The 25202-nt window shown below is 59.3% G+C and carries 22 protein-coding genes; 6 read left to right on the top strand and 16 right to left on the bottom strand.

Annotated features, from left to right (window positions below; genetic code table 11):
- Positions 1-20: 20 nt before the first annotated feature.
- Entirely contained in the window at positions 21-308 is a 288-nt protein-coding gene (locus KF841_12945; GenBank protein ID MBX3396263.1) for a hypothetical protein, read from the bottom strand.
- A 442-nt stretch (positions 309-750) separates the two neighbouring features.
- Here KF841_12945 and KF841_12950 point away from each other — a divergent pair, with 442 nt between their 5' ends.
- Positions 751-924 carry a Flp family type IVb pilin gene (locus KF841_12950; protein MBX3396264.1) on the top strand — a complete coding sequence of 58 codons (174 nt, stop codon included), beginning with the start codon at positions 751-753 and terminating at the stop codon, positions 922-924.
- Positions 925-1013: 89 nt separating this feature from the next.
- Here KF841_12950 and KF841_12955 read toward each other — a convergent pair whose 3' ends face one another.
- The 3 genes from KF841_12955 to hisS all read right to left on the bottom strand — a co-directional run bounded on the left by KF841_12955 (position 1014) and on the right by hisS (position 3335).
- A complete protein-coding gene (locus KF841_12955) occupies positions 1014-1229 on the bottom strand; it encodes a hypothetical protein (protein ID MBX3396265.1) in 216 nt (71 codons plus the stop codon).
- Between the two features lie 153 nt (positions 1230-1382).
- Positions 1383-1916, bottom strand: coding sequence for an HYExAFE family protein (locus tag KF841_12960; protein MBX3396266.1), 534 nt, complete (start codon positions 1914-1916; stop codon positions 1383-1385).
- Between the two features lie 96 nt (positions 1917-2012).
- Complete coding sequence (gene hisS, locus KF841_12965; protein ID MBX3396267.1) at positions 2013-3335, bottom strand: histidine--tRNA ligase; 1323 nt, start codon at positions 3333-3335, stop codon at positions 2013-2015.
- A 215-nt stretch (positions 3336-3550) separates the two neighbouring features.
- Here hisS and KF841_12970 point away from each other — a divergent pair, with 215 nt between their 5' ends.
- Both KF841_12970 and KF841_12975 read left to right on the top strand, forming a co-directional pair.
- Positions 3551-4156, top strand: coding sequence for an RsmD family RNA methyltransferase (locus KF841_12970; GenBank protein MBX3396268.1), 606 nt, complete (start codon positions 3551-3553; stop codon positions 4154-4156).
- On the top strand, positions 4156-5418 hold the full coding sequence (locus tag KF841_12975; GenBank protein MBX3396269.1) for a CCA tRNA nucleotidyltransferase: 1263 nt from the start codon (positions 4156-4158) through the stop codon (positions 5416-5418). Before KF841_12970 ends, KF841_12975 begins: the two co-directional genes overlap by 1 nt.
- Before the next feature lie 28 nt (positions 5419-5446).
- Here the strand turns inward: KF841_12975 and KF841_12980 are convergent, their stop codons facing one another.
- From KF841_12980 to KF841_13015, 8 genes are all read right to left on the bottom strand, one after another.
- On the bottom strand, positions 5447-6547 hold the full coding sequence (locus KF841_12980; GenBank protein MBX3396270.1) for a hypothetical protein: 1101 nt from the start codon (positions 6545-6547) through the stop codon (positions 5447-5449).
- Positions 6544-7425 (bottom strand): hypothetical protein, encoded by an 882-nt coding sequence (locus KF841_12985; protein ID MBX3396271.1) that lies wholly within the window; start codon positions 7423-7425, stop codon positions 6544-6546. Before KF841_12985 ends, KF841_12980 begins: the two co-directional genes overlap by 4 nt.
- A 53-nt stretch (positions 7426-7478) precedes the next feature.
- Positions 7479-8471, bottom strand: a complete 993-nt coding sequence (locus KF841_12990) for a formylglycine-generating enzyme family protein (GenBank protein ID MBX3396272.1) — start codon at positions 8469-8471, stop codon at positions 7479-7481.
- A 130-nt stretch (positions 8472-8601) separates the two neighbouring features.
- The gene (locus tag KF841_12995; protein ID MBX3396273.1) at positions 8602-9651 is read right to left on the bottom strand and encodes a hypothetical protein; all 1050 of its coding nucleotides are present in this window, start codon (positions 9649-9651) and stop codon (positions 8602-8604) included.
- 3 nt (positions 9652-9654) lie between these two features.
- On the bottom strand, positions 9655-10392 hold the full coding sequence (locus tag KF841_13000; protein ID MBX3396274.1) for a hypothetical protein: 738 nt from the start codon (positions 10390-10392) through the stop codon (positions 9655-9657).
- A 293-nt stretch (positions 10393-10685) separates the two neighbouring features.
- Complete coding sequence (locus KF841_13005; GenBank protein ID MBX3396275.1) at positions 10686-12098, bottom strand: hypothetical protein; 1413 nt, start codon at positions 12096-12098, stop codon at positions 10686-10688.
- Positions 12099-12525: 427 nt separating this feature from the next.
- Positions 12526-14274 (bottom strand): hypothetical protein, encoded by a 1749-nt coding sequence (locus tag KF841_13010; protein ID MBX3396276.1) that lies wholly within the window; start codon positions 14272-14274, stop codon positions 12526-12528.
- 5 nt (positions 14275-14279) lie between these two features.
- Positions 14280-14639, bottom strand: coding sequence for a helix-turn-helix transcriptional regulator (locus KF841_13015; GenBank protein ID MBX3396277.1), 360 nt, complete (start codon positions 14637-14639; stop codon positions 14280-14282).
- Between the two features lie 133 nt (positions 14640-14772).
- Here KF841_13015 and KF841_13020 point away from each other — a divergent pair, with 133 nt between their 5' ends.
- From KF841_13020 to KF841_13030, 3 genes are all read left to right on the top strand, one after another.
- Positions 14773-15819, top strand: coding sequence for a metalloregulator ArsR/SmtB family transcription factor (locus KF841_13020; GenBank protein MBX3396278.1), 1047 nt, complete (start codon positions 14773-14775; stop codon positions 15817-15819).
- Between the two features lie 22 nt (positions 15820-15841).
- On the top strand, positions 15842-17296 hold the full coding sequence (ahcY, locus tag KF841_13025; GenBank protein ID MBX3396279.1) for an adenosylhomocysteinase: 1455 nt from the start codon (positions 15842-15844) through the stop codon (positions 17294-17296).
- A 430-nt stretch (positions 17297-17726) separates the two neighbouring features.
- Complete coding sequence (locus KF841_13030) at positions 17727-21377, top strand: DNA polymerase III subunit alpha (protein ID MBX3396280.1); 3651 nt, start codon at positions 17727-17729, stop codon at positions 21375-21377.
- Positions 21378-21414: 37 nt separating this feature from the next.
- On the opposite strand, the gene KF841_13035 is transcribed toward KF841_13030, so the two are convergent.
- The 4 genes from KF841_13035 to KF841_13050 all read right to left on the bottom strand — a co-directional run bounded on the left by KF841_13035 (position 21415) and on the right by KF841_13050 (position 25187).
- Positions 21415-22041, bottom strand: a complete 627-nt coding sequence (locus tag KF841_13035; protein MBX3396281.1) for a hypothetical protein — start codon at positions 22039-22041, stop codon at positions 21415-21417.
- Positions 22042-22197: 156 nt separating this feature from the next.
- Positions 22198-23049: a hypothetical protein gene (locus KF841_13040; protein ID MBX3396282.1), complete on the bottom strand. Its 852-nt coding sequence runs from the start codon at positions 23047-23049 to the stop codon at positions 22198-22200.
- Between the two features lie 176 nt (positions 23050-23225).
- Positions 23226-24167 (bottom strand): hypothetical protein, encoded by a 942-nt coding sequence (locus tag KF841_13045; protein MBX3396283.1) that lies wholly within the window; start codon positions 24165-24167, stop codon positions 23226-23228.
- A gap of 54 nt (positions 24168-24221) precedes the next feature.
- Positions 24222-25187 carry a D-alanine--D-alanine ligase gene (locus KF841_13050; GenBank protein MBX3396284.1) on the bottom strand — a complete coding sequence of 322 codons (966 nt, stop codon included), beginning with the start codon at positions 25185-25187 and terminating at the stop codon, positions 24222-24224.
- Between the last annotated feature and the right edge of the window lie 15 nt (positions 25188-25202).

Below are 25202 nucleotides of genomic sequence, written 5' to 3' on the forward strand. Positions count from 1 at the left end.
ACACGGCCCTCCGGAGCCGATTACTTGCCGCGGAAATCACGCTGAAGATCTCGAAAACCGACGTGAAACAACCGGCGATTGTTCTGATCGCGATTGGGAATGAACACATGCAGTCGTCGCAATGCGAGATCCAGCACGTAGAGACCGTCCATTCCGTTGCGAACTTCGCCGGCAACGATTGAGTAATTCTGACCGAGCGGAGCGGCCTGAGCCATCGCGGCCGGCGGCTGCCACCCTGTTAGAATCAGTGCGGCCGCCAGCGTCAAATTCAGCCCGACGAGCAGCACGATCAAACCACGCTTCGACATCGGTCAGCCTCCTCATTCAGGAATGATGCGTCCGGCTGGGGGGCGGATCGAATGGATCGCATCGGGCCGAAATCCACACCAGAAAGCGCTTCATTTATAGGGCGAAATCGGGTCGAATTCAAGGAGCCGGCCCGCCATGTGGCGGAATTCCTCTCCACTTCCGGATCAATCTCGCGGCATCGACGTCCGCGAACCGCGGGTGTCACCGATCGACGGTGCGACTCTGTCGCATTCGAATCGTATGTTCTAAATACGGCGAGATGCTATCGACAGCGGGCGCGATGCGTCCGCGACAAGGCCGGCGGAAGGACGCACTGGACTGCGGCAATCCCCCGAAAACCGATGGTCTTGCACAGCGCTCAATGACCCGATCGCGACGATCGGTCAGCGAAGTTTGCCAAACGGCACGGTCATAATTTGACAACTTGGTGAGGGGAACGTCATGAAACATTTCGTGTCACGGATGGGCGCATTCCTCACGGACGAATCGGGCGCAACGGCAACGGAATATGCCGTGATGCTGGCATTAATCATTGTCGTGTGTATCACCGCGATCTCGGCGCTGGGCGAGAAGACATCGGACATGTTCGTGGACATCGAAACGGCAATGCCGTGACCGAATCGGCCGGAAACGGTCCCGATGCCGACACCGGTCCGCGGCAACTCCAATGCGAGCAATCCGCGGTCGGCAGTCCGGCGACTGGATCAAGCGTCCTTGACGCGACGACTCGGCATGAAACCGATGCCCATCGCGAGCAGCAGAAAAAGGATTGCGCACGCGTACTCGATCAGCGGTCGAGCGTAGGGGAGCGGCTCAATGTTGTCCGGAGCGATGTTCGCGCCTTCGGTCACAGCCTGCGCAAACGCTGTCCCCGCCACAGCAAGCACCGTTCCGATGATCGTCAAGACTATTCGAACCACCTGCGCCGCTCCTCGATTACGTCTGTTCGCTTCCGACCGTCCAGTCTGGTTATCCTAGCGTAATCACCCGCCGCGACGCAAATTGCCGTCTTCGCCACTCGGCCACTCGTCTGATCAATGGTCACGTCCGATCATATTCCCGACGACCGTCGTTCAGCATGGCGCGGATGGCCAGAGGATTTCGAGGCGTTGGCTGAGCTTCCTGAATGCAGCCGTCGGCACCCAGACCGTCTTCCACCGGGCAGACCTGTTCTGATGGTGTGATTCGTAATCGTCAAGTGAGACCAGCCAGAAACTGTACCTTCGGCCCGCGAAGACAAAAGTCTCGTCGCCATCCGGCGGGAATAGCGGCTCGTCGCCGGTGAGCCAGTACACAAAAGCGAACATGGCGACGTACTCAGACCCAAAAACTTCCCGCCAGATTCGTAGCCCCTCCAGGTCCGCCTTCGTGACCCACGATTTCTGGCGAACATCCCCGTCGCCTCCGCCGCGCGCGGTTTTGCGTCCTTTGACATCCACAAGGCAAGCCGGACCGCCGGTCGGATACACGATGTAATCAAAAATCTTCGCGCCCGACCTGGATTTTGCGATGTGTTTGACGTCTTCGATTGCGACGCACGGCGTGCCGCGACGCGAAAGATATGCTTCGAATGCCGTTTCGTAATGACTGCGCCGGACTGTCGTCATGCGGCGGGCCCATTGACAAGGAATTTCAGCCTGACCAACCCGGCCCTATTTCAACAAGCTGACAACGATGCCGCAAGCCCGTCACCCCATTAAGGATCAGACGGCATCCGGCCTGCCGATGCAATCGAACGGATTTGTCAGCAGTAGATCCAATGAAACCTCGCGGCTGTCGCCGGCTTTCATGTTCTTGATCTGAACCACGCTGCGATCGCGAGTCTCGTCCCCGAGTATGATGACCAGGCGGCAACCCCGTTTGTCAGCGGCCTTGAGCTGTTTGCCGACGTTCTGCTGTTGATAGCTGAATTCCGCGTAGTACCCGGCGCGGCGGAGCGAGGCGACGACCGAATACAGGCGATCGCGCAGACCGCCCACGGCATCCGCAACAAAAATCGATGATGCCTTTCGCGAATTGCCCAGCAGGCCGCGATCCTCGAGCATCAACCGCAAAACAACATCCCCCATTCCGAATCCAACCGCCGGCTCCCTCGATTTACCAAGCTTGCCGAGCAGGTCGTCATAGCGGCCGCCGCCACAGATCGCGCGTTCGCTCTCCGCGCGATCGAAGAACTCGAATACCGGTCCGGTGTAATAAGCGAGACCTCGAACAACGCGCAGGTTCAATCTGCAAAACTCACTGATGCCGAAATTTTCGATCAACGAAAACAGCCGATCGGTTTCGGCCAACGCGTCGTCCAATTCGGCCGTCGCGGTCCCGACACGCCCGATCGAGCTTCTCAGGTCGTCAAGCCGTTCACACCGGAGCAAATCCATGAGTTCGGCAAACCGGAGGCTCGACTCGTAGCGCTCGCCCCACCGTCGGGCCAGTTCCGCTTCCGGGATTTTTCCGGCTTTGTCCAGAATGGCGTATGCGCCGCCGTGCCCCTTCGGGGCGATCCCGCAAGCAGTGAGCATCGATGCAATCAGTCGCCGATTGCTGATGTGCACCATGAAATCATCGGTCTTGAGGCCCAACTCGCGAAGCGCCTCGACTCCGACCAGAATGCACTCGGCATCGGCGATCACGTCGGCCGTTCCGATGACATCCACGTTCCACTGGTAGAACTCTCTCAGCCGGCCACGCTGTACGTTTTCTCCCCGGAAGAGCCGTGGCATACAGAACCATTTGATCGGTTTCGCGAGGGCGTTGATCTTCGCAGCGACCATGCGGGCCAGCGTCGGCGTCATTTCCGGCCGAAGGGCCAACTCGCGACCGCCGGCATCGGTCAGCGTGAAGAGCTGGCCGACGAGTTCGTCGCCGCTCTTCTCGCGATACAACTCGAGATACTCCAGCGTCGGCCCCTCGAATTCATCAAAGCCATGTCTCAATGAGACATTCCGCCAGACATCGAAGATGTGCTGGATTGGCGCATATTGTTCTGGATAGAGGTCTCGAGTTCCTTTGACGGCCTGAATCGACATGGATTGCCAACTTTGTTAGAAAATCCGCGGGGAACGATTCCCGCGCGACTGACGGCGCGATTCTAGGAATCAGGCTGAACAGCGTCAAACACCCTCAGTCGATTCAAGCGAGAAACGATCCACTCGAATACACCACGATTCGCTTATATTATCGCCTCAAAGCAGCCGCCCGCTCGATGCATGCCATGAACCGGCGGAAACCTGCGGAAACAACCATGCGAGTCATCGCCGGAACATACCGCGGCCGCACTCTTACGACGCCTTCGGGGGAGTCGACCAGGCCGATTCTCGATCGGGTGAAGGGCGCGCTTTTTGACTGGCTCGGTTCACGGCTGCTGCTGCCCGGCCATTTGCCGCCGATCAACGTGTGCGATCTGTTTTGCGGCGGAGGCAGTCAGGGTATCGAATCACTCTCGCGCGGCGCGGCATATTGCACATTTGTGGAACGGGACCCTGCCGCACTGAAATGCCTGAGAGCCAATCTCACCGCTCTGAAAATCACTTCCCAATTCGAAATCGTGAACAGGCCGGCCGAATCGATCACGCTGAAGCGCGTCAACGGCCGTGGCTACTCGATCGTTTTTGTTGATCCGCCCTATCGGTTCAGCGAGGATGTCTCGGTTGATTCGATCATGGGGCGGGTGGCTGCGAGAATCGGAGTGCAGATTCCAACGGAGCCGGACGCGCTCGTGCTGTGGCGACACGATGAACAATGCCGGCTGCCGGACCGACTGCCGAACGGATGGCATCAAACGGACCGGCGCACATGGGGGTCCAATACCATCACCCTGTTTGAGCAAGGCGGCCTTGAGGACACCTGATGACCGCGCCACACCAGCCAGAGCGGGATCGCGGTCAGTCGCCGGGCGATCCGAAGGTCGCGGCCGATCGCGTCGTCCGATTGCTGCAGGCAGCGGGGCATACCACATACTTTGCGGGCGGGTGCGTGCGCGATCTGGTCATGGGGCTGGTTCCGAAAGACTACGATGTGGCCACATCCGCGACACCCGACCAGGTGTGCGCCCTGTTCCATCGAACGCAGCGCGTCGGCGCACAATTCGGCGTCGTGCTCGTGCGAATGAAAGGCTGGTCGATCGAAGTCGCGACCTTCCGGACCGATCTGGATTATGCTGACGGGCGACATCCCGTCGCGGTTGCATTCAGCACCCCGGAGCAGGACGCCCAGAGACGGGACTTCACGATCAACGGCATGTTTCATGACCCGATCGGCGGCCAGTTCATCGATTATGTCGGTGGACGATCGGACATCGCAGCGCGATTGATTCGCGCGATCGGAGAGCCGGATCGGCGGTTTTCCGAGGATCACCTGCGGCTGCTTCGAGCAATCCGGTTCGCATCGCGACTGCGGTTTGAGATCGAACCGGAAACCTGGGACGCTATCGGCCGGCACGCGGGAGAGATCCGGCGAATCAGCCCTGAACGAATTCGAATGGAACTCGATACAATCCTCACCAACGAACATCGCGCCGATGCGGCCGGCCTGATTAACCGATCCGGCCTGCTCGGTCATCTCTGGGCAGGAGCCGAATCGCTCTCTCCGACGTTCGATTCCGCCATTCGCCGATTGGCCGCATTGCCTTCGACGTCGGGATTCGAGCTTTCGATGGCGGCCCTGCTCGGCGATATGTCAACCGACGCAGCCGTCGAGGCGTTGGAGGCGCTTCGATGCAGCAATCACACGATCGCGACCGTCCGCTGGCTACACGCCCACCAGCACGATGCCGACGATCCGACTCGGCTCACGTTGGCCGACATTAAGCGGCTGCGTGCCCACGCGATGTTTCCTGCGTTGATCGACCTCTGGACGGCACGACAAAGCCTGACAGATTTTCCGACGTCCGGCGTCCTCGATGTTCAGCAACGTGCGGCAGCAATCCAAGCGGACGCAGTTGCCCCGCCTGCGCTCGTGACCGGCGACGATCTTAAGGACATGGGATTGACACCCGGCCCGGCATTCAAGCGCATTCTGGACGCTCTCTATGAGCTCCAGCTCAATGAGCAGATTGTCGCGCGCGACGTCGCACTCGCCGAAGCCCGCCGCCTCATGGAAGCGATGAGATGATCGCGTCCGTGTTTGGCGTGCTTGAAGTTCAGGCGCCTCGACCGCTTCCGGCCGTCTGAAGTCCGGGCGCTTCAGCCTTCAATTGATTGGATCGATCCTGCGCCGCGCGAACAAACCCGCGGATCATCGTCAATTCGGGATCGTAGTGGGCGTCGAGCGACATCCATCTGGCGGACAAGCGGTCAAGTGTTGCCTCGTTCGCCGTCGCGAGAAGTTCTGTGTCGGCATGCAGCGCCGCAAGCCTCGCCAGCCGCTCGGCAGTCACTTCGCTGTCCAACCTGGCGCACATCCAAGCCAGATCGACAACTCGATCGCTCGTCAGGCACTTCCGGGCGAAGCTGATCCACGATTCCAGTCCCGATGTTCCGCCTGGTCGCGCCGGCACCGGCGCGCCCGCGCGATCCGCGTCCACCAGAACGACCGGCATGCCGCGCAGCGCGCGCTGGGTCTCGCCTTGATCGCGTTCGACAAAACAGAGCAATGTCTGGCGCGAGGGCGCGTACTTGACGCCACAGGAGATGGCCAGTTCCCTGCGGACCGCTGCGGGAAGCGCTCCCATCACCTGAATCACCGCCTCGAATGATCCACCATGATGCGATATCACCGCCGGTTTCGCTTTGAAAGCGGCTGCGACCACCTGCTCAAACGCGCCACAAACCTGCTCCACCCGCGCGGGCCTGCCGCTTCTCGTCGAAAGTTCCAGCTTCGGGAGGGTGGACAACTCCTTCAGAACTCGTTCCTGGCCGATGGCCTGCCGGATCGCGGAGTGCACTGACGTCGGATTGAAATAGAACCGTGCATATGCATCTGAATCGAGCAGTGCAAAATGCGTGTAAACCCGCTCGCCTCCGCGCGCGGTGTGTTCCTTCCCGGCGTGACAGGAGTACGCCACTGCGTAGCGGCCGGTTGCCATCGGGTAGGTCAGCATTCCAATTGCGTCGGCGGCTGTCGACGTGAGACTTCCGTGCGACGGCGCGCGTCGAGTGATTTCTGATTTCTCCTCGGTGCGAACGCCGGGACTTGCGGCGACAACGCGGTATCCTTCGCCCATCGGCGAACGGACCGAGGTGAACACCAGTTGATCAACCGCTATCACATCCATGTTGTCGTTCGTGGGCATCGTGCTCATAGCTGATCAATGATCCATTCAAAAGGTTCAAGAACGCCTCGCAAAGCCGTATGCAGCGGGACGGGAGCGACCGTATCGTCCTCAAGCGAAGTCGCGTATCCGAGCGAGCCGACGACGCTCGCCGCAAAGAACTCCACGTTGGCAAACCGGCTCTCGCAGAGATTCCAGACGCGGTTCAGATTGGCCTTGACGAAGGAACGCGGGTCGTCAAAGCACTCCGGGCAGTAATCCGCCTTGCAAAGAACAATGGAGACCGGCGTTTCAATTTTCTCCTCGTGCTTGCCGCCGAACATGCTGTCAACGTAACTGAGCATCTTCATTGCGAAGAAGTCCGGTTGATTTGAACCGTTGGCCGCCGCCGCGGCGTCAACGAGAAGCAGCAGCCCCTTCGACTTGTTTAGAAGGCTGTGGATGACTCGAAAGGTCTTCGGCGTCGAGACTTCTGCCGCCAACGATTCGCCGGCCATGTCCGGCATGACCAGATCGACCCAGGGCGCATCGGCCTCCTCGCGGCGCACCTGATAATACGCCCAATACCACTGGTTGGCCTCCATCGGCGTCTTCGGAGGAAAGCTCCGTCGAGCGAGGTGACCGATGACGTTCTGCTGAAGGTCGACGGAGTACGCACCCTTGGGAATCGCCTCGAAGGCTCCGGCTCGATGAGCGAGCATGTCGAGCAGGAACCCGAGATACACGGTCTTTCCGACGTTGCTTTCGCCGATCACCGAGACGATTTTGGGCTCGCGCTCCTGCGCGCGGGCATCCTGCACGATCGACATCGGCGCATAGCAGCTCGCGCAGAGCAGCATGTCCGGTTCGTTATCGTGCCCGCAGATCAAACACTTTGTTTCACTGAGGACGCTTGAATTCCTGGCCACGTTTGCTTCTCCTACAGCGATTCAATCCTGTCGTGACGGCCCCGCCGGCGGCCTCAATTGCCTCGCAGATTCCAGGCCAGTCGAAACCCGACGTTGTGCGCCCGCGCCAGGCTCACCAGCCCCGTTCGAAAAACGCTGGTCGCCTGCATCTGGAAATACGTGTCGTATGCGCCACCACGGATCGTTGCCATATGCATGTCACCCACAACCGGTCCGCCGGTATGATCGGTGACCTCAAAGTCGCTCGCCGTCCATTCCCAGACATTTCCGATCAATTGAAGCACGCCGTTCGGAGCGGCGCCCGGTTGATACTCGTCCACCGGAACCGTGCGCCCCTGACCGGTCGCCCAGATGTTGCAGCGATTGATGTCAAGCGCGTCGCCCCATGGATAGCGCCGCATCGTGTTGGCGACGCTCCGAATTCGCCACGTCGCGGCCATCTGCCATTCGGCTTCCGTCGGCAATCGAAACCCGGCCCAGCGCGCGTATGCCGCTGCTTCAAACTGGCACACGCCCACGACCGGATGATCCATCAGTTTCTTGCTCGGTCGACCATGACGCCAATACCGAGGACCCGGACATTCAGTCAGGTCCTTGAAGTCGATCAGGTGCGGCCACAATTCCTTCGGCCACAACTCGAGTTGTTCGTACCCGCCGGCCTCGACAAACTTCTGATACTGCGCGTTGGTAACGCAGTGCTTTCCGAGTAGAAACGGCGTGGTTTCAAAGGTGTCTTCCTCTGCGCCCGGTGAATCGTGAAGCGTTCGCGGGATCGTGGCGAATCCCTCGGGCACGAGCGCAAATGAGTCATCGATGCGTTCGCAGGCCTGCAAACAGAGCTTGTCCACATCGGGATGCTCCTTGAACTCCGATCGATTGATGATCAGATAGGCGTAGCGCTCCAGTTGCATCGCCTGATGGAGCGGATCCGCCTGCAATTCGATCCGATCGGCCGGAATGAATGCGTCCGGCTCCGCGAGGCGCGGCCTCGGGCGCGGCCTGACCTTCGGCTCCACCGGCTTCTTGGAAAATAGTTGCAGTGCCATTCAACACCCCCGACGACGACTTCCGTCCCTGCCATTGCTTCCCGGCGATGATCCGCAACGACGTCCTCAATGCGCCGTGCGCGTTTCATCTGCGCCATTTCAAGTCCCGTCCGGCCTCGCGCCGCGACGATCACGTCCCCAATGCCCGCCGCTTTGCATCGCGACACAGCTTCTGGAATCGCTCGACCGATTCTCGCGCGGCCTTGTCGGCCTCGCTGGGCTGCTTCGCCTCCGGTGCGACCGGCGGTGCCTGGTATGTCGGCAACAACTCGGACCTGGTGTCAACAACGCGGCTCAGTTCATCCTTCAACTGCTGCTGCAGATTCGTGATGTTGACCTGAGCCTGTTGCAGCTCCGCCAGCTTGCGATCGGTTTCAGCCTTCAGCGCCGCCAGTTCGCTCTCACGCTTCTCAAGCTCCTGGGTTCGATTCTTCAGGGATCCCGCCAGCGCATTCAACTCCGCCTCGCGCGTGTTGCGCTGAGACATTTCCTTGATCATCGCCTCGCGGTCCGCCGCCAGAGATTCCTGCTCTTCCTTCAGTTGGTCCCGCAGCTTGCGCAGATCGGCATCGTTCTGTGAAAGAACCTTTCGGCTTTCCTCCTGCGTTTTCTCTTTCTGCTGAAGCTCAGCCGCCTTGGCTTCGAGTTCCTTCACCGCCGAATCGAGCTTCGCCCGGTCGGCGGTGATCGCCGCCGCGCGCTTCTCAAGTTCAGCTTTCTCCGCGGCAAACTTCGCACGCTGTTCCGAAATGGATTTTTCCGTGTCGCCGAACTTCGATCGTTCGAGCTCCAGTGCCTTGAGTTTTGCCTCCAGCTCCGCCTTGGTCTTGGAAAGCTCCTGCGACTCCGCGTGACGCGCCTCCCCGAGCCGGGCAATTTCCTGCTCCAGTTCTGTGCACTTCTGCTCTCTCGTCGTGATCTCTTTCTCACGCTTTTCAAGCGTATCGATCAGGTCGTTTTCCTGTTTCTGAAACGATGCCCGCTCCGCTTCCAGCTTCGCATGACGGTCTTCCAATGCCGCGCGGCAGTGCTCAAGTGTCTCCGCGCGTGCCTCAAGCAATTCACGCAGAGACTGCATCGCGCCGATGACTTCACCACTGAGTGCTTCAAGCTGCCGAACGTCGACGTTCGGCGCCCCCACGCCCTGCTTTGCTGACTTGTCGGTCACTGTCGCGCTCATCGCCTATCTTCTCCACCACGATTTCTTTTCCGACTCGACCGGCTTCGTTCCGGCCGCCTCGACTTCCGCGATCACCTCGCGCAGGGTCTTCCGTCCGTTGTAGAGCCGATACTTGACCCGAACCGCCTTCGCCACATCCGGATCCAGCGACATCAAAAGCGATTCTTCATCGTCCGCTTCGTCCTCGAACTCCTGGATCAACTCGCGTATCGTCTTGCTGCCCTTGAAGAAAGCGTACCTTGCATTAATCGCTTCGGCCTGTTCCGGCGTCAGTGCGGCCAATAACGCGGCATCATCCTGCAGCCCGGCACCCGATTGGCCGTCTCCAACGGCCTCGACGCCCGCCCCCGTGGCCGACGTCGGCGCTGATGCAGGAAGCGCGGCAGCCACCTCCGACTCAGCTGCAATCCCCGGGGCTACCGCAAGATCCGACTTCGCGGCCACGCCCCGCACTTCATTCGTCTGAACCGGCCCTTCACTCGTCAGCGGTGCCGGCTCCGTCAGCCGTGACAACACCGCACTCCGTGAGCCCTTGTCCTTCGGCACGCCGACCGCGATTTCCGATTCGCCTGGCGATGCAGCCGCGAACGCCTTCTCACGCGCAACAAGATTCTCGTTCAAGGCACAAGCCAGAATGCTCCATGCCTTGAGTTTCTCATCCAGTTCGCCCAAGGCGCGCGCGACGACACCGTCTCTCAACGGCGCCAACGCGGCCTCAATGTCGGCAGTTCCAACGCTCATACTTGCACACGGTTTGGTCCGACGGCCGATCAGGGCGGCTGCCTCCGATGCGACCCCGGTGCGATACAAATCTAGAATTCAGTCGGTTGTAATGGGTAGGCAGACTGGACAAATCTGGAATACTGGGACGCTCAGTGACGTGTTTTCGGAACCGCTGATCGTTTCGCTCGGCGTGCCGCCGCGCGGATCAACCCGCACATGCGTGCAAAGTCAAGCGACGCAGCAGTTTGGAAGTGGTAACTCGATAATTCGCCGAAAGCGCCAGGAAAATTGGAAGCGGACGTTTCGCCCGATTATTTGCGGCGTCGGGTTCGTCGCCGCGGAAAGCCCAGCATCATGAATGGCGTCACGATGCCGATTCCGCCGCCGCAGCATTCATCAGCCGGTGGATTGCCGACGCCGTCGCCGTCGCTCGGATCGCCGACGGGGCGTCCTGGACGAGTCGGCGTACAGTCCGGCTGGCCGTCGGCATTTCGATCCGCATCGTCCTTTCCACAACCGCAACTGCCGGGCTCGATCTTGTATTCGTCCGCCGGACACGCGTCCTCACAATCAGGCGTGCCATCGTCGTCGGAGTCGGCCGAAAAAACCTTGATTGTCTGAGTGCATATCGCGATATTGCCGCTGGCATCCACCGCCGTCCATTGACGTCGAATTCGCGCCACTTCGGGGCAGTCGCGCGGCTCGCTCTCATCCGAGTAGCTGACCATCGGAGCGGAATCGAAGGCATCGCTGACGATCGGCTGACCCGTGCGATTTGGTTCAATTGAATCGCCGTCATACACGATCGCATTCTCCGGGCAGGTGATGTCAGGTGCGATCGAATCGACAAGACTCACGAGGATCGTCACCTCCGCGACGCCGCCGTTCGGATCAAGATCGTCCACTCGAACGACGAAACTGTCGTCGCTGACTTGCCCCGCGCGCGGCGTGTAGCAAACAGCCACCTCAGTGCCATTGCTGATTCCAGCCACGAATGCGGCCGTGCCGAACTTCGGAGCCCGTCGCAGCGTCCACTTCATTCCGCTGCCGTCCGTATCCGGGTCAACCGCCGTCAATGACACGCGATTCTGCGGCGTCGAACACCTGCTGTCCGGCGCGATTTGAAGACGTGGCGGACTGACAACCGTTATGACCGGCGCGTTGCTGATCTTCTCAATTTCGATTGCCGAAATTTTCGGGTTGTCCAGAATCGGATCGGCATGGAGAAATTCAATCTCCAATTCGCCGGCGACCACCTCCGTGACGAACTGACGCACGTCGGCCGCGTACGCTCCGAGTCCATCAGCGATGTCGTAATTGACGAGCACCGGCTCGCCATGGATGACCACATCGAACTTCCGCCTGTTCGGCTTGTTCCAGTAGATTTCAGCGAAGTGAAGCTTGACAAGGTAGTAGCCTGGTGTGACCGGAAAGCTGTAGAGCATGTTCGGCGCTTCGATCGGATCGTACCGCTCCGTGCGATACAGCACATCGAGATCGGTCCCGGCAATATCGATCATGGGAGACAATGGAGAAGGCAGCGTCTTGCCGACATTGAATAGTCCCGATCCGTTGTCGGATGACCACAGATTTCCAGAAGGATCGACGTAGTCCGGACCACCGCAATTCAATCGATAGATTACCTGCGCGTGTGTCTCTGTCGTGGCACCTACAATCAACGCCGCTCCGGCAATACAGATACGAAGGTCGATGCGAGGTTTCATCCCCCGGTCCCCCAATTTGGCCGCATCGGTTCGCTGAACGAAGTTGGCACATCAAGACAGTGGCCCGATGGCACCGATTCTATGGACCCATTCTCGGGCAAGTCGAATCGGGGAGGTCCCGTCTCATCGCAACATGCGATTTGAACGGCCGGACCGTGGACCGGCCAATGGAATACGGCCGAAAAAAGTGCCGGCGCGATGCACATGAACAATGAAATCGCGCAAGCGATCAGCGATCGAAGTCTCTGCACGACCGAAAACCGAATGTCCGAAATTGTGACCGGTCCGCTGAGTGATTCACGCCGTCCAGTCGTCAAGCGCAGTGGACACCCGCCAACCAATGAAACAGTCCCACGGACCTGAATCCGTGGGACCGTTTGTCGCCTTCAAAACGGCCGGCGGACGAGCCGACGCGTGCGCGCCGACATCAACGGTGCGCCATGGGAAAGTAGATCAGGTCCGCGGGCGTCTGAGACGCGATGCGACGTGATGCATCCCCCACCGATACGCTTGAACCCCCATCGTCGACGCCGTTCCGCCACACACTGTAAATGACGGGACGGCCATCCTCACCGATGGAATACCGCAGAGATGCCGGAGCGTAGGCATCCTCCGGTTCGCCGCCAGGAAGATCGGACAGTTCGCCCCACGATTTCGGCCAGGTTCCGGTTTCATTGTGACGAATCACCACCCACAGGGTCGCCCGCGTCGCGGCCACTTCCATTGCGGATTCGCGAATCACTTGATCCGCGTAACTCAGACTGGGCATCAGTAACCGGATCAACTCGAATCGTTCGACCTCTTCGCTGTTCAGAAAGCGGTTTAGCAATCGATCGCCATCCGACCGCCGTGAATCGTATAACGGGAGCGCTCGGAACCCGGCCATGTCGTGCCACAGCTCCTCGTATTTCAACAGCGTATCTCTTCGGTCGGCATGACGAGACGCCATGGCAAGAATTTCAGCGTCCCGCTCCATGCCGGTTCTCGGTTCTCCTGCCGTTTCGTCTTGGAGTATCGAACGAATCCGCTTGATCTGCGACGGAATGATTCGGCCGTTCCCGTTTCCATCATCCGTAAAAACATACTGCACCACGTCCTGAAAGCTCAGTAGCTCGCCATCATAATGTGGTGAAATGCCATCGGAACGACACTTCAGCACCCCGCTGGAGGCAATGCGAGCACTGAGTTCTGGCGACATCCCTTCACTTTGGTCGCCTGCGAAGCGGCGAATCTCCTCACAGCTCAAACGAATCACGGACGCGCCGACCAGTTGCTCGATCAACGTCCGGCCTTCAAAGAGCTGTAATCCCATTCGAAATGAGACGTCGAGCGAATCCCATGCCTCGGCCAGTCGGCCCTGCAAGGCGTGGTCGCGAGAATCCAGCACAAGGAACCATGCGACCTTTCGCATCTCGGACAGATGAGGAAGAAGAATCGAGATCAGCGGCGGCTGAAGCGGGTCTGATTCGCTCGCAGCATCCACAGACCCCTCGCTCAATGCGCGGGATTCCGAAAGCTTCTGAAGGAACTCGGCTGTATCGCTGCCGCCGTAAACAAACCCGTAAAAGGGCCTGCCGGCCGCCTCTCGAAATGAGGCAAGCAATGGCCGATTCGACTCAATCCATCGCTGCACCGCCGCCCAATCAGCACCACCCGGCTGCATCGAGGCGGGGTCGAGTGCCGCGAGGTCGTTGGGCATGGGCTTGAATGCGATCAAAGCGTCAGCCAGCACTGTCCACGCCCGTTGATCGACCGCGACCTTCTCAACCGGCTCGTTCAGTTGCTTCAGATAGTCAATGGAAGGACTCGGTTTGCCCCAGGTAATTACTGCCATATACGTTGCACCTGCACCGACCGCGCTCAGGGACGCAATCGACGCAGCAACCGCAATCTTCAAAATCATGGGTCTACCTCGTTTCTTACCACGGCGAATCAGTTTCGCCGTGAGGTCAGGATTTCCAAATCGATCACACAAAATCTGAACAGCCGCATCCTCGCTGTGGCCCTCGCTGGCCAGTTCTTCCAGACCTTCGCGAAAATGGCTCTCTAGTTCGGCGCGCACGTCCCGCTTCTCCGACCGCCACAGGCGCGTTCCGCGGACGACGCGCTCAATGAGGTCGGCCAGCGCCGAAGGCAATGCCGAACCAGCGACATTCTCTGCCAAGAACGACGGCATGTTCATCACGACAACAATGTAGAAAGGCGCGAGTGCAGGCCGCCTACAACCAAGCGGCCCATCCCGCGAACCAGTTCATCCCACTGCAGCAGATCACGATCGAGTCGTTTCGTGCCCGCATCAGTCAGGCGGTAATATTTACGACCGCGGCCGCTGTCAGCTTCACGCCATTCCGACTCGATCAGTCCCTGCGCTTCGAGGTTGTACAGGAGCGGATAGAGCGTACTCTGTCCGAGTTTCAGGATGCCGCCTGACCGCTCCGTGACTTCCTTCACGAGTTCGTAGCCGTACATTTCCCGATGGCGAAGAAGTTTCAAAACAGCCAGCGGGAGTACGCCCTTGAGGAGTTCGCGTTCAAATTGCATGCTTGGCCTCCAATACTATGCATACCATAGTATTGACTACATAGAATGTAAAGTCAAGTAATATCGCGGTTTTTTGTGTTCTTCTCCTCGGGCCCAGTTGCCCAATCCGCATTCCATGCTAATATCCGGATATATGGATTCCAACCAGGCTCAACACGGAACTGCGCAGCCCCTCGATCCGGTCGAGCTGCTCCGCGCGCTGTCCGACACGACGCGAATGCGCATCGTGCAACTGCTGCTGATTGAAGAGCTGAATGTGTCAGAGCTCGTCGAAATCCTTGGCATGCCGCAATCGTCGGTCTCACGACAACTCAAGACGCTTCGAGACGCCGGCATCGTCAACGACCGCCGGGTCGGCGTCACGTCCATCTACTCCACGATTAATCGCGCCAGAGTCGAGTCAAAGGCCCGGCCTGACGAACAACTTGCAACGCTCCTGACGGACTGGCTCGCAAATCGCCCGATTCCCGCTGCCATGCACGAACGACTGGAACGTGTGATCCGGCAGCGCGGTAATGAAGGGCCCGGTTTTTTCAATCGCATCGGTCGCCGATGGGACGAGCTTCGTACCGAAGCCTTCGGCCCCTCATTCGCAATGGAGGCTTTCATTTCAGTGCTGCCACGTGAATGGCACGTCGCTGACATCGGAACCGGAACCGGGCATCTGCTTCCCACGCTTGCAACGCACTTCGAATCAGTGCTCGCTGTCGAGCCGGCGGAAGGAATGCGCACCTGTGCCCAACAGCGCGTCGCACAGACCGGATTCCGAAATGTGGAGATTCGCGCGGGCGATCTAACCCAGCTGCCGATCGATTCCAAATCGATCGACCTGGCCATCGCAATGCTCGTTCTGCACCATGTTGCCAGTCCCGACGAAGCGCTTCAGGAAATCGCCCGAATCCTGCGCCCCGGCGGGCGCGTCCTGATCGTCGAACAGCAGGCGCACGAAAACCAGGACTTCTACGAACGGATGAAGGATCTTTGGTGGGGATTCGATTCGGACGACCTTCAACGCCGCCTCGCCGCAATCGGCTGCACGCGGATTCAATGCAGAAAACTGCTGACGGCGGCATCTCAGGAAGGACTCCCTGACTCGCCGCCGCTCTTCGTACTGACGGCCACGCGTTCCGATCAGGAGTTCGAAACGCGGGCAAACCCCGACACAACCATTCGACCATAACCAGAAACAGGAGACTGCCGTAATGTCAACCACGCTCGTTGCACAGGACTTCAAAGTTGCCGATCTGTCCCTCGCCGATTTCGGCCGCAAGGAAATCATTCTCGCTGAACATGAAATGCCGGGCCTCATGGCAATCCGAAAGGAATACGCCGGCAAGAAACCGCTGAAAGGCGCCCGCATCAGCGGCTCGCTTCACATGACCATCCAGACAGCCGTACTCATTGAGACGCTCGTGGAACTTGGCGCCGAAGTCCGCTGGGCAAGCTGCAACATCTTCTCCACACAGGATCATGCCGCGGCCGCGGTCGCGGTCGGTCCGAAGGGAACGCCGGAAAATCCTCAGGGCGTGCCGGTTTTCGCGTGGAAAGGCGAGACGCTCGAAGAGTATTGGTGGTGCACCGTTCAGATGCTCACCTGGCCCGATGGCAACGGCCCCAACATGATTCTCGACGACGGCGGCGACGCCACCCTGCTGGTACACAAGGCTGCCGAATTCGAGAAGTCCGGCAAGATTCCGACGTTCAACGAAGCCAGCGACCCGGAGGAATGGGGCATTATTCTCGATGTCATCCGCGCCGAATTGGCGGAAAACCCGGGCAAATGGACCCGCCTGGCGGACACAGTCAAAGGCGTGACGGAAGAGACCACCACCGGAGTGCACCGCCTCTACCAGATGCAGGAAAACGGAACGCTTCGCTTCCCCGCCATCAACGTCAACGACAGCGTCACCAAGAGCAAGTTTGACAACATCTACGGCTGCCGCCATTCACTGGTGGACGGCATCAACCGCGCGACCGACGTCATGATCGGCGGCAAGACGGCGGTTGTGCTTGGCTTCGGCGAAGTCGGCAAGGGCTGCGCCCAGGCGCTACGCGGGCAAGGCTGCCGCGTCATCGTCACCGAAATCGATCCCATCTGCGCGCTTCAGGCGGCAATGGAAGGCTACCAGGTCACCACGATCGAGGACGTCCTCTCCACTGCCGACATCTTCGTCACCACCACCGGTAACTGCGATGTCATCACCGCGGCGCACATGTGCAAGATGAAGGCCGGCGCCATCGTCGGCAACATCGGCCACTTCGACAACGAAATCGACATGGCCGGCCTGAAGAAGATACCGGGCATCAAGAAGGAGAACATCAAGCCCCAGGTTGACAAGTGGATCTTCGACGACGGCCGATGGATTCTCGTGCTTGCCGAGGGCCGACTGCTCAACCTCGGCTGCGCGACCGGCCACCCGAGCTTCGTGATGAGCAGCAGTTTCACGAACCAGGTGATCGCACAAATCGAGCTGTTCCAGAATACCAACAAGTACGAGAAAAAAGTCTATGTGCTGCCCAAGCACCTCGACGAAAAGGTCGCGCGGCTCCACCTCGCCCAACTCGGTGCGAAATTGACCAGGCTGACGCCCAAGCAGGCCGAATACCTTGGTATGTCGGTCGACGGTCCATACAAGCCGGAACATTACCGATACTGATTTCGACTGGGTACGCGAGCAATGTTGCCAGGCTTTGGCATGTTTGGCTGAGACGCTCGAATTTGCCAGGAAGCCATATCATGAAGTCACACGGGCGGTCCAATCAGGCCGCCCGTTGTGCTTTTTACTTAGCCGACAAATGGAACGACACCTCCACGGGGATCGCTCTATGTCCCAATTCGGAGGGCGACCGTCATCCGCAAGCATCAAACCTGAAGCGACCTGTCCGCGAATGAAAGGCTTGGTCCGTCTTGATATCGTCCCGCTTCAACGGTCCCTGCACGATGGACGCGACGAAACGGCTGCGCCTTGTGAATTTCGCTCGTTCCCTGCCGACGCGACGCCGCTCGTGATGCTCGATCGCCGAACTCCGGTTATGATGCACGAAAGTTGAACGCTCACACCTGTCCGGCAAGGAGGCTGATCGCTAATGCAGAAAGAACGCACGTCGCCTCATGGTGTCCCGTTTCACGGCGGCCGTGCCAACCATCTCATTTCCGATCGATCCGGACCGAAGCTTCGATCGAACGACGGCGCCCAGGCTGAACGCATCGATGACGAAGCGCCGTGCACGCGATTTGTACACCTCCACTGCCACACGCACTATAGCCTGCTCGATGGCGCAAACAGGATCGACGAACTCGTCAATCGCGCAAAGGAGCTGGATCAGCCAGCCGTCGCGATCACAGATCACGGCAACATGTTCGGCGTGATTGAGTTCTACAACACGGCTCGAAAGGCCGGCGTCAAGCCGATCATCGGCCTCGAAGCCTATATCGCCCCGACGGACCGTCGCCTCCGCGAGACGGTCGTCGGCCCTGGTGGAAAGCAGGAATCGAACTACCACCTGCTGCTCCTCGCCGCGAACAACGCCGGCTACCGCAACCTGCTGAAGCTCACTTCCATCGCATACCGGGAGGGATTCTATTACAAGCCGCGCATCGATCGCGAAGTGCTTGAGGCCCACAGCGAGGGCCTGATCTGCACCAGCACCTGTCTGGGCGCCGAAATTCCTCAAGCATTGATGGCCCACAACCGCGCGGCGGCCGAGCGCACAGCCGAATGGTATCTGCGCGTTTTCGGTCCGGAGCGATTCTTCATCGAATTGCAGGATCACGGCCTGAACGAGCAACGGATGATCAATCCGGAACTTGTCGATATCGCGAACCGGCTTGGTGTCGGATTAATCGCAACGAACGACGTGCACTACCTCCGCAAGGAAGATGCCGAACCACACGACGTGCTGCTTTGCATTTCGACGCGGGCGCTGCAAAGCGACAAGGAGCGCATGCGGTTTGATACCGACGAGTTCTACCTCAAGTCCGGTGCCGAAATGGCGGCATTGTTTCCCCAGCACAACGAGGCGATCTCCAACACGCTGCGCATCGCCGAGATGTGCAATGTTGAGCTGGATTTCACAAAACGCTATACGCCCGTCTATCATCCGCCTGAAAAACAATCACCCGAATCCTACCTTCGCGATCTCGTCTATCGCGGAGCGGCCGAACGCTACGGCAGCATCACACCCGAAATCAGCGAACGAATCGACTACGAATTGGAAGTCATTCAGAGCAAGGGGTTCGCAAGCTACTTTCTCATCGTCTGGGATTTTGTGCACTACGCCCGCGCCAAAGGCGTCCCGGCCGGCGCGCGCGGCAGCGGCTGCTCGTCCGTCGTCGCCTATTGCCTGTATCTCTCCCAGCCCGACCCGATCCGCTATGGCCTGTACTTTGAGCGCTTCATGGATCCCGATCGCGATGAAATGCCCGATATCGACATCGATATCTGCCAGGACGCGCGAGAAGACGTCATTCGATATGTCCGCGAGAAGTACGGCCACGTCGCGCAAATCATTACATTCGGCACGCTGAAAGCCAGAGCCGCCATCCGCGACGTCTGCCGAGTCATGGGTGTGCCGCTGGGCGATGCCGATCGGCTGGCAAAGCTGGTACCCGAAGAACTTAAGATGACGCTGGACAAGGCGCTGAGCCAGGAGCCGGAACTTCGCAGGTGGTACGACAGCGACGAAACCATCCGCCGCGTGATCGACATCGGAAAACGTGTCGAGGGTCTGGCACGACATGCAGGAGTCCATGCCGCAGGCGTCGTCATTGCCGAAGAACCTCTGGACAACCTCCTGCCGCTCTATCAACCATCGAATTCAGATGCGGTCATCACCCAGTTCGAAGGGCCGACGGTCGAGAAAGTCGGCCTGCTCAAGATGGATTTCCTCGGCCTTCGAACCCTCAGCGTCCTTGCCCTGGCTTGCAAGCTCGTCGAACAGAACCACGGCACGAAGATAGACCTTGAACGACTCGATCTGACCGATCAGCGTGTCTATCGAATCTTCGCCTCCGGCGAGACCAAGGGCGTATTCCAGTTCGAATCCGGCGGCATGCGCGACGTCCTCATGAAGATGCGCCCGAACCGTATCGAGGACCTCATCGCGGCCAATGCGCTCTACCGACCCGGACCGATGGTCAACATCGATGCCTACGTCGCTCGCAAGCACGGCGAATCATGGAAAACGCCCCACGAAATCATGGACGGAGTGCTCGAGGAGACCTACGGCATCATCGTCTATCAGGAGCAGGTTGCCCGTCTCGCGATTCAGCTCGGTGGAATCGAACGCAAGCGAGCCTTCCGCCTCGCCAAAGCCATCAGCAAAAAGAAAACCGACATGATCGAGGCCGAACGAGGCCCGTTTGTCGAAGGCTGCGCGAAGAACGGTCTGAGAAAGCAGGTCGCCGAGGAGATATTCAACCAGATTCTGCCTTTCGGCGAATACGCGTTCAACAAAGCGCACTCGACGGGCTACGCCCTGGTCGCGTTTCAGACCGCCTTTGTAAAGGCCTATTACCCGCTCGAATTCATGGCATCCCTGCTGACGTACGAAATGGGCGACACCGAGAAAGTCGTCGATTACATTGATGAGTGCCGCAGACTCGGCATCGAGGTGCTCCCGCCCGACATCAATTCGAGTCATGTCGATTTCACCGCCCTGCCCGGCGCAGACAGCGGCGCAGGCTGCATTCGCTTCGGCCTGGCTGCAATCAAAGGTGTCGGCGCCAAGGCGGTGCGAAGCGTGGTGGAGGAGCGAGCCGCCGGCGGGCCCTTCCGCGATCTGTACGAGTTCTGCGAGCGCGTCGATGCCTCGAATGTCAACCGTGGCACACTCGAAGCCATGATCAAGGCAGGCGCCTTCGACTCGACAGGTGCAATGCGAAAGGCACTGATCAGCGTACTGGATAGCGCCATGCACATGGGCTCCGAGCACCAACGCGACCGTGCCTCAGGCCAAATGACCATGTTCGGCGGCGATTTCGTGGGTGGCGACGACGGGGCGCAGCGAACCATCGGCGCCGAGGAATGGCTGGAATCCGAGATGCTCGCCCATGAAAAATCCGTACTCGGATTCTATGTAACCAAGCACCCGCTTACATCGCACGCAGAACATCTCAAGCAATTCTCAACATGCACTTGCAGGCAGATCGGCGCCTTCAGCGAGGGCGTTCAGATCGTGCTCGGCGGGATGATTTCGAAAGTGCGCATGGTTCCGACCAAGGCCGGCCGAAATCCCGGATCCAAGCTGGCCGTGCTTACCTTCGAGGACCTAAGCGGTTCCATCGAAGCGGTCGTCTTCAGCGAACAGTTGGACAGATTTCGCGGACTGGTCGCGCCGGATCGGGTCGTGTTTCTGCGAGGAACGGTCGACAAGAAACGCGAGGAGCCTTCGCTGCGTGTCAACGAGATTCTCGCCTTCGAGGATGCCACCGAGAAGCTGGCCGATGCACTGATCTTCCGCGTACGATCCTCCTCGATCGATGGAGTCACGCTCGGGCGATTGAAAGAGGTCTGCGCCGACCACCGCGGCAGCAAGCCGTTCTTCATCTCCATCGAGCGACCGGGCGCAATCAGCGCCCTCGTCCGCTGCGATAGCGCGAACCGCGTGCGCCCCAGTGAGGCGTTCAAGGTCGCCGTTGAATCGCTGCTCGGCGAAGGCGCATACGACATCATTGGAAGCAAGGCCGCTCCGGTCGCCGCGACACCAAAACCGTGGGCCAGGCGTTCGCGGACTTGATGCACGCTTGAGTGGGACACGATTGTTGCTGCGCGAACTATGACTGCGCCGTATGCCCCTGCATGTCGCTCCATTGCAGAAAAATCATGATGGACGAAAACGCCAAAGCCGCCGCCGGCGTCACCAGCACGAAACTGCCGGCAAACGAATTCAGCATCTGCCCGATGAAATTGGTGTGATTCGCGGCGAGAATGGACATCGCTCCGACGCACAGCCAACCGCCGTGCAATCCGGTCACGACAACGGTCGTCTGCCGCGACAGCGAAACCGCAAGGCCCATCGCAAACGCCCCGCCGATGAATCCGAGGATCGCGAGCACGACAAACGGCAGATCGGAATCAAGCAGAAAAAGCTGCACCGAAACAAAGCCCGCCAACCCCGCCATCGCCACCGTCGCCACTCGCGGAAATCGCCACGCTAGCAGCGGTAAAAGCAACGCCATCATCAATGCCACCGACATGGTCGATTCATCCCCGCCAATCCAGGGAACGCCCCCACGCCGGGAAAACCAGAGTGCGCACATGCCTGCGACCGCCAGCGCATCCACGATCACCAGGAAGCGTACGAGTCGCCACCCGAAGAGACCGTAGATCAAGCCGGCAAGAATAAATAGAACGGCCGCACTCTCGTCGAGTCCGGCCAGCAGACCGGTTAAAACATCCATCTGTTGCTCCCCCCATGACAGAATCGACGTCAGTCCGACCACGTGGAGCGGCTCGAACGAACGCCCTGATTGTGGCCGTTGCCCATCGCAACTTCCCCCGCGGATTCCGCAGCCGCGGTGCCGAAGCAGAGTCGCGATGTAATTCCGATTTGAAGTTTACGATTTGGCGGGTTCGCGGGGAGCAGGGCTCTCCGCTTTTTTCGGAAACCGGGCGTCTTTGGCCTGAAAGACCAGTCCGAGAAGCCAGATGCCCAGCGCAACAGCCGCGGGGTATTGCGGCTGCGCGAATAGAGAATTGCGGACCTCGTGCCAATGCGCGCAGAGAATCGTCGACCCACCGATCACCGCGATGTGAGCCCCGATAAATCCAAGCCAGATTACGGCAAACGCCCGCAGTGCCCAATAAGCAAAAACGCCACCGACAATCGCGGCGCAAACAGGCAGAATCCAGCCGCTCAGGCCGAATTGCTTCAGCTCGGCACTGACCCGCTCTCCGACGAACTTCAACTGATCGCGCCAATCACTGCTGGTATTCCTCGCCTGTTGTTCCGGAGTCGGCAGGGTGATTCTGCCACTGACCACCGCCGCCTGACGCTCTGAGGGCACCAGGTTCTTCAGACGCTCCGGCTGAATGAGCTGAAAAGCCACGGCAATCATGAAGAGAACGAACACGCTGCCCGCGGCCAGCCACATCTTGTAAGACTTGAAACCAATCGCCGCCAGCGCCAAACCGCCGACTGCGGCAGTAAACGGCACCGGCAGATTCAGCGCGGTGGACAGGAAATACCCGATCCATCCGCCAAGTACCAGTGCAAATGCCGTCACGACGATGCGCTCGAACTTGCCTCCTCGGAATACCAGAATCAGCCCGGCCACAACCGCGACAAGTCCGCCCACATTCACCGCGGGCGTACTTTCCACAGGCGGCACATAGTGTTCCAACACTTGCCGAAACTTCTCGATCCAGACGACCTGATTGATTTCCGCGAATATCATGGCAGATGCCAATTCGTCCGAATTCCGGACCCCGCAGATTTTGCCGGCCCGCCGAGTCGCCTATCTTCCCAACGAAAGCTTAGTCGTCCATTCACGCCATGACCAGCGAAGCGCGCGCCAGGCCGGAGCGCTTCCGGATGCCCTCTGAGCCCATGCTTCGCCGCCAAAGTCGATCTGAAAGTGTTGTACTAGGACGATTTGTGTTCTTTCGCGATCGACACAGACGTCGGATGCGTGCGAACATCAACGTATGCCCGATTTAGATCAATTCGCCCGTGCTCGCGATAGAGCCAGTCGAGCAGCGCAAGCTTTTGTTCGGTCGTGGTTTCAGTTCCGTTTTCCTGATTCGGCGCCAGCCCCCACCAGATCCGCGAGCCCGGACGAGTCGTCGCCAGTTCAATTCCGGGGCGCTTGCGGTCTACCCGACCTGAGTAATTGCTGACGATGATCCGATCAACCTGATCGCGAAACGCCCGACCCGAAATCAATCCGGCAAGGCGCAGACCGGACTGAAGATCATCTCCGATCCACTGATGGCCCACCGACGGCGGCGTCTGTTTCACACCGCTGATCAGGAGCAGCTTGCTCGTCGTGCAGTCTTCCGGCCGATACCAGCCCGGCAGCAGAAAGCCATCCTGATCGACCAGATAACAGGCCTCACCGTGTTGAACATACGCGGCAGGCTCTCGAAATGTGCATTTGATCGCGACTGTCCCGTCCGGACGGACCGTTACCCGATCAACCGATCGGACCCAGCCGATGGACGGCTCGGCAAGCGAACCACCAACCCGGGCCGCAAGCCCCGCATCAAGGATGCGGTCGGTCGGGCGGAGATCGATTCGGCTCTGAATTGAATCGAGGATATGACGATTGTCCGGTCGTCGAAGAAAATCAGGCAAATCCTGCCACTCGATGGCGAGCACGAACTTGTCGTACTTCGCCATACCGTGCACATGGTTTTCGAGATAGCCCAGAACGCGCGTGGTGCAAAAAGCCGCCAGCACGAACAAGCCCGCATAGGCCACCACGCGCGCGGTACGCGGGTGGCGGAGCCACATCGGATTGGACAGCCATTCGGGCATCTTGAACTCGAATGGGATGATCGCTTTTTTCTTGCTTTTCTTTGCCAATTGTCGCTGCGTTGTCTGACCGTCTGACCAACTCGGATCGCCGACCCACGCTAATTAACGCCGCGCGATCGCCATGTCCACAATTTTCCTGCATAACGTCGGCATGTCATGGCCCACTCGCGCTGCCGCTTTGGGCAACAGTGAGTGGGAGGTGAGGCCCGGAATGACATTGACCTCCAGAGCGTATGCCAAACCCGACTGCGGATCGACGCGCCAATCCACCCTGGAGAAATCCCGGCATCCCAGGGCTCGATGCGCAAGAAGGCTCTGCTCCTGAATTTGCGCTAGCAGCGGCGCCGGCAGATCGATATCAAACAAGTACTCCGTATCTTCATCGACATATTTGGCCTGGTAATCATAAAAATCGCGTGCCGTGCGAATCTCGATGGGTGGCAGCGCCTCGTCCCCCAGAATGCCGACTGTCAGCTCCTTGCCGGGAATATACTCCTCGACGAGCGCCTCACCGTATTTCTCAATCACCAGGTCCAATGCCGGACGAAATTGCGTAAAATCCCGAACTATGAAGCAAAAAAGGCTGCTTCCTTCGCGTCGCGGCTTCACCACCACCGGCAGGCTCCATGCCGCCATCGCGGAGGGAATCGTACTCGGCGTGGCCAGCGTGAATCGAGGCGTCGGAACTCCGGCCTCGATGAATCGCTCCTTTGAAGCGACCTTGTCCGCCGCCAACTCGCAAGCATCCGGATCGGAGCCGGAATAGGCCAGGCGGCGATTCTCCAGAATCCGCTGCACCTCGCCGTCCTCGCCGAACTGGCCATGAAGCGCGACAAAAACGCAGTCCACTTCGCGAGCCAGCGCCGCCAGATTGCCGGGATTGATGTCTTCGAGGTGAACCGAATAACCAAGCTCGCCGAGCGCGGCCGCCACATTTTTGCCGCTTTCGAGACTTACGCTCCTCTCGCCGCTCGGTCCACCGGCGAGAACGGTCACCGCCAGCTTCCGGTTGGTGTCGTGCTTGAAGAGTTTTCGCTTGAGATTCTGAAGTTGCTTGGCGATGGCCACCGGCACCCTCCTGCG

This window comes from Phycisphaerae bacterium, assembly GCA_019636475.1.
Classification (GTDB): Bacteria; Planctomycetota; Phycisphaerae; order UBA1845; family UTPLA1; genus JADJRI01.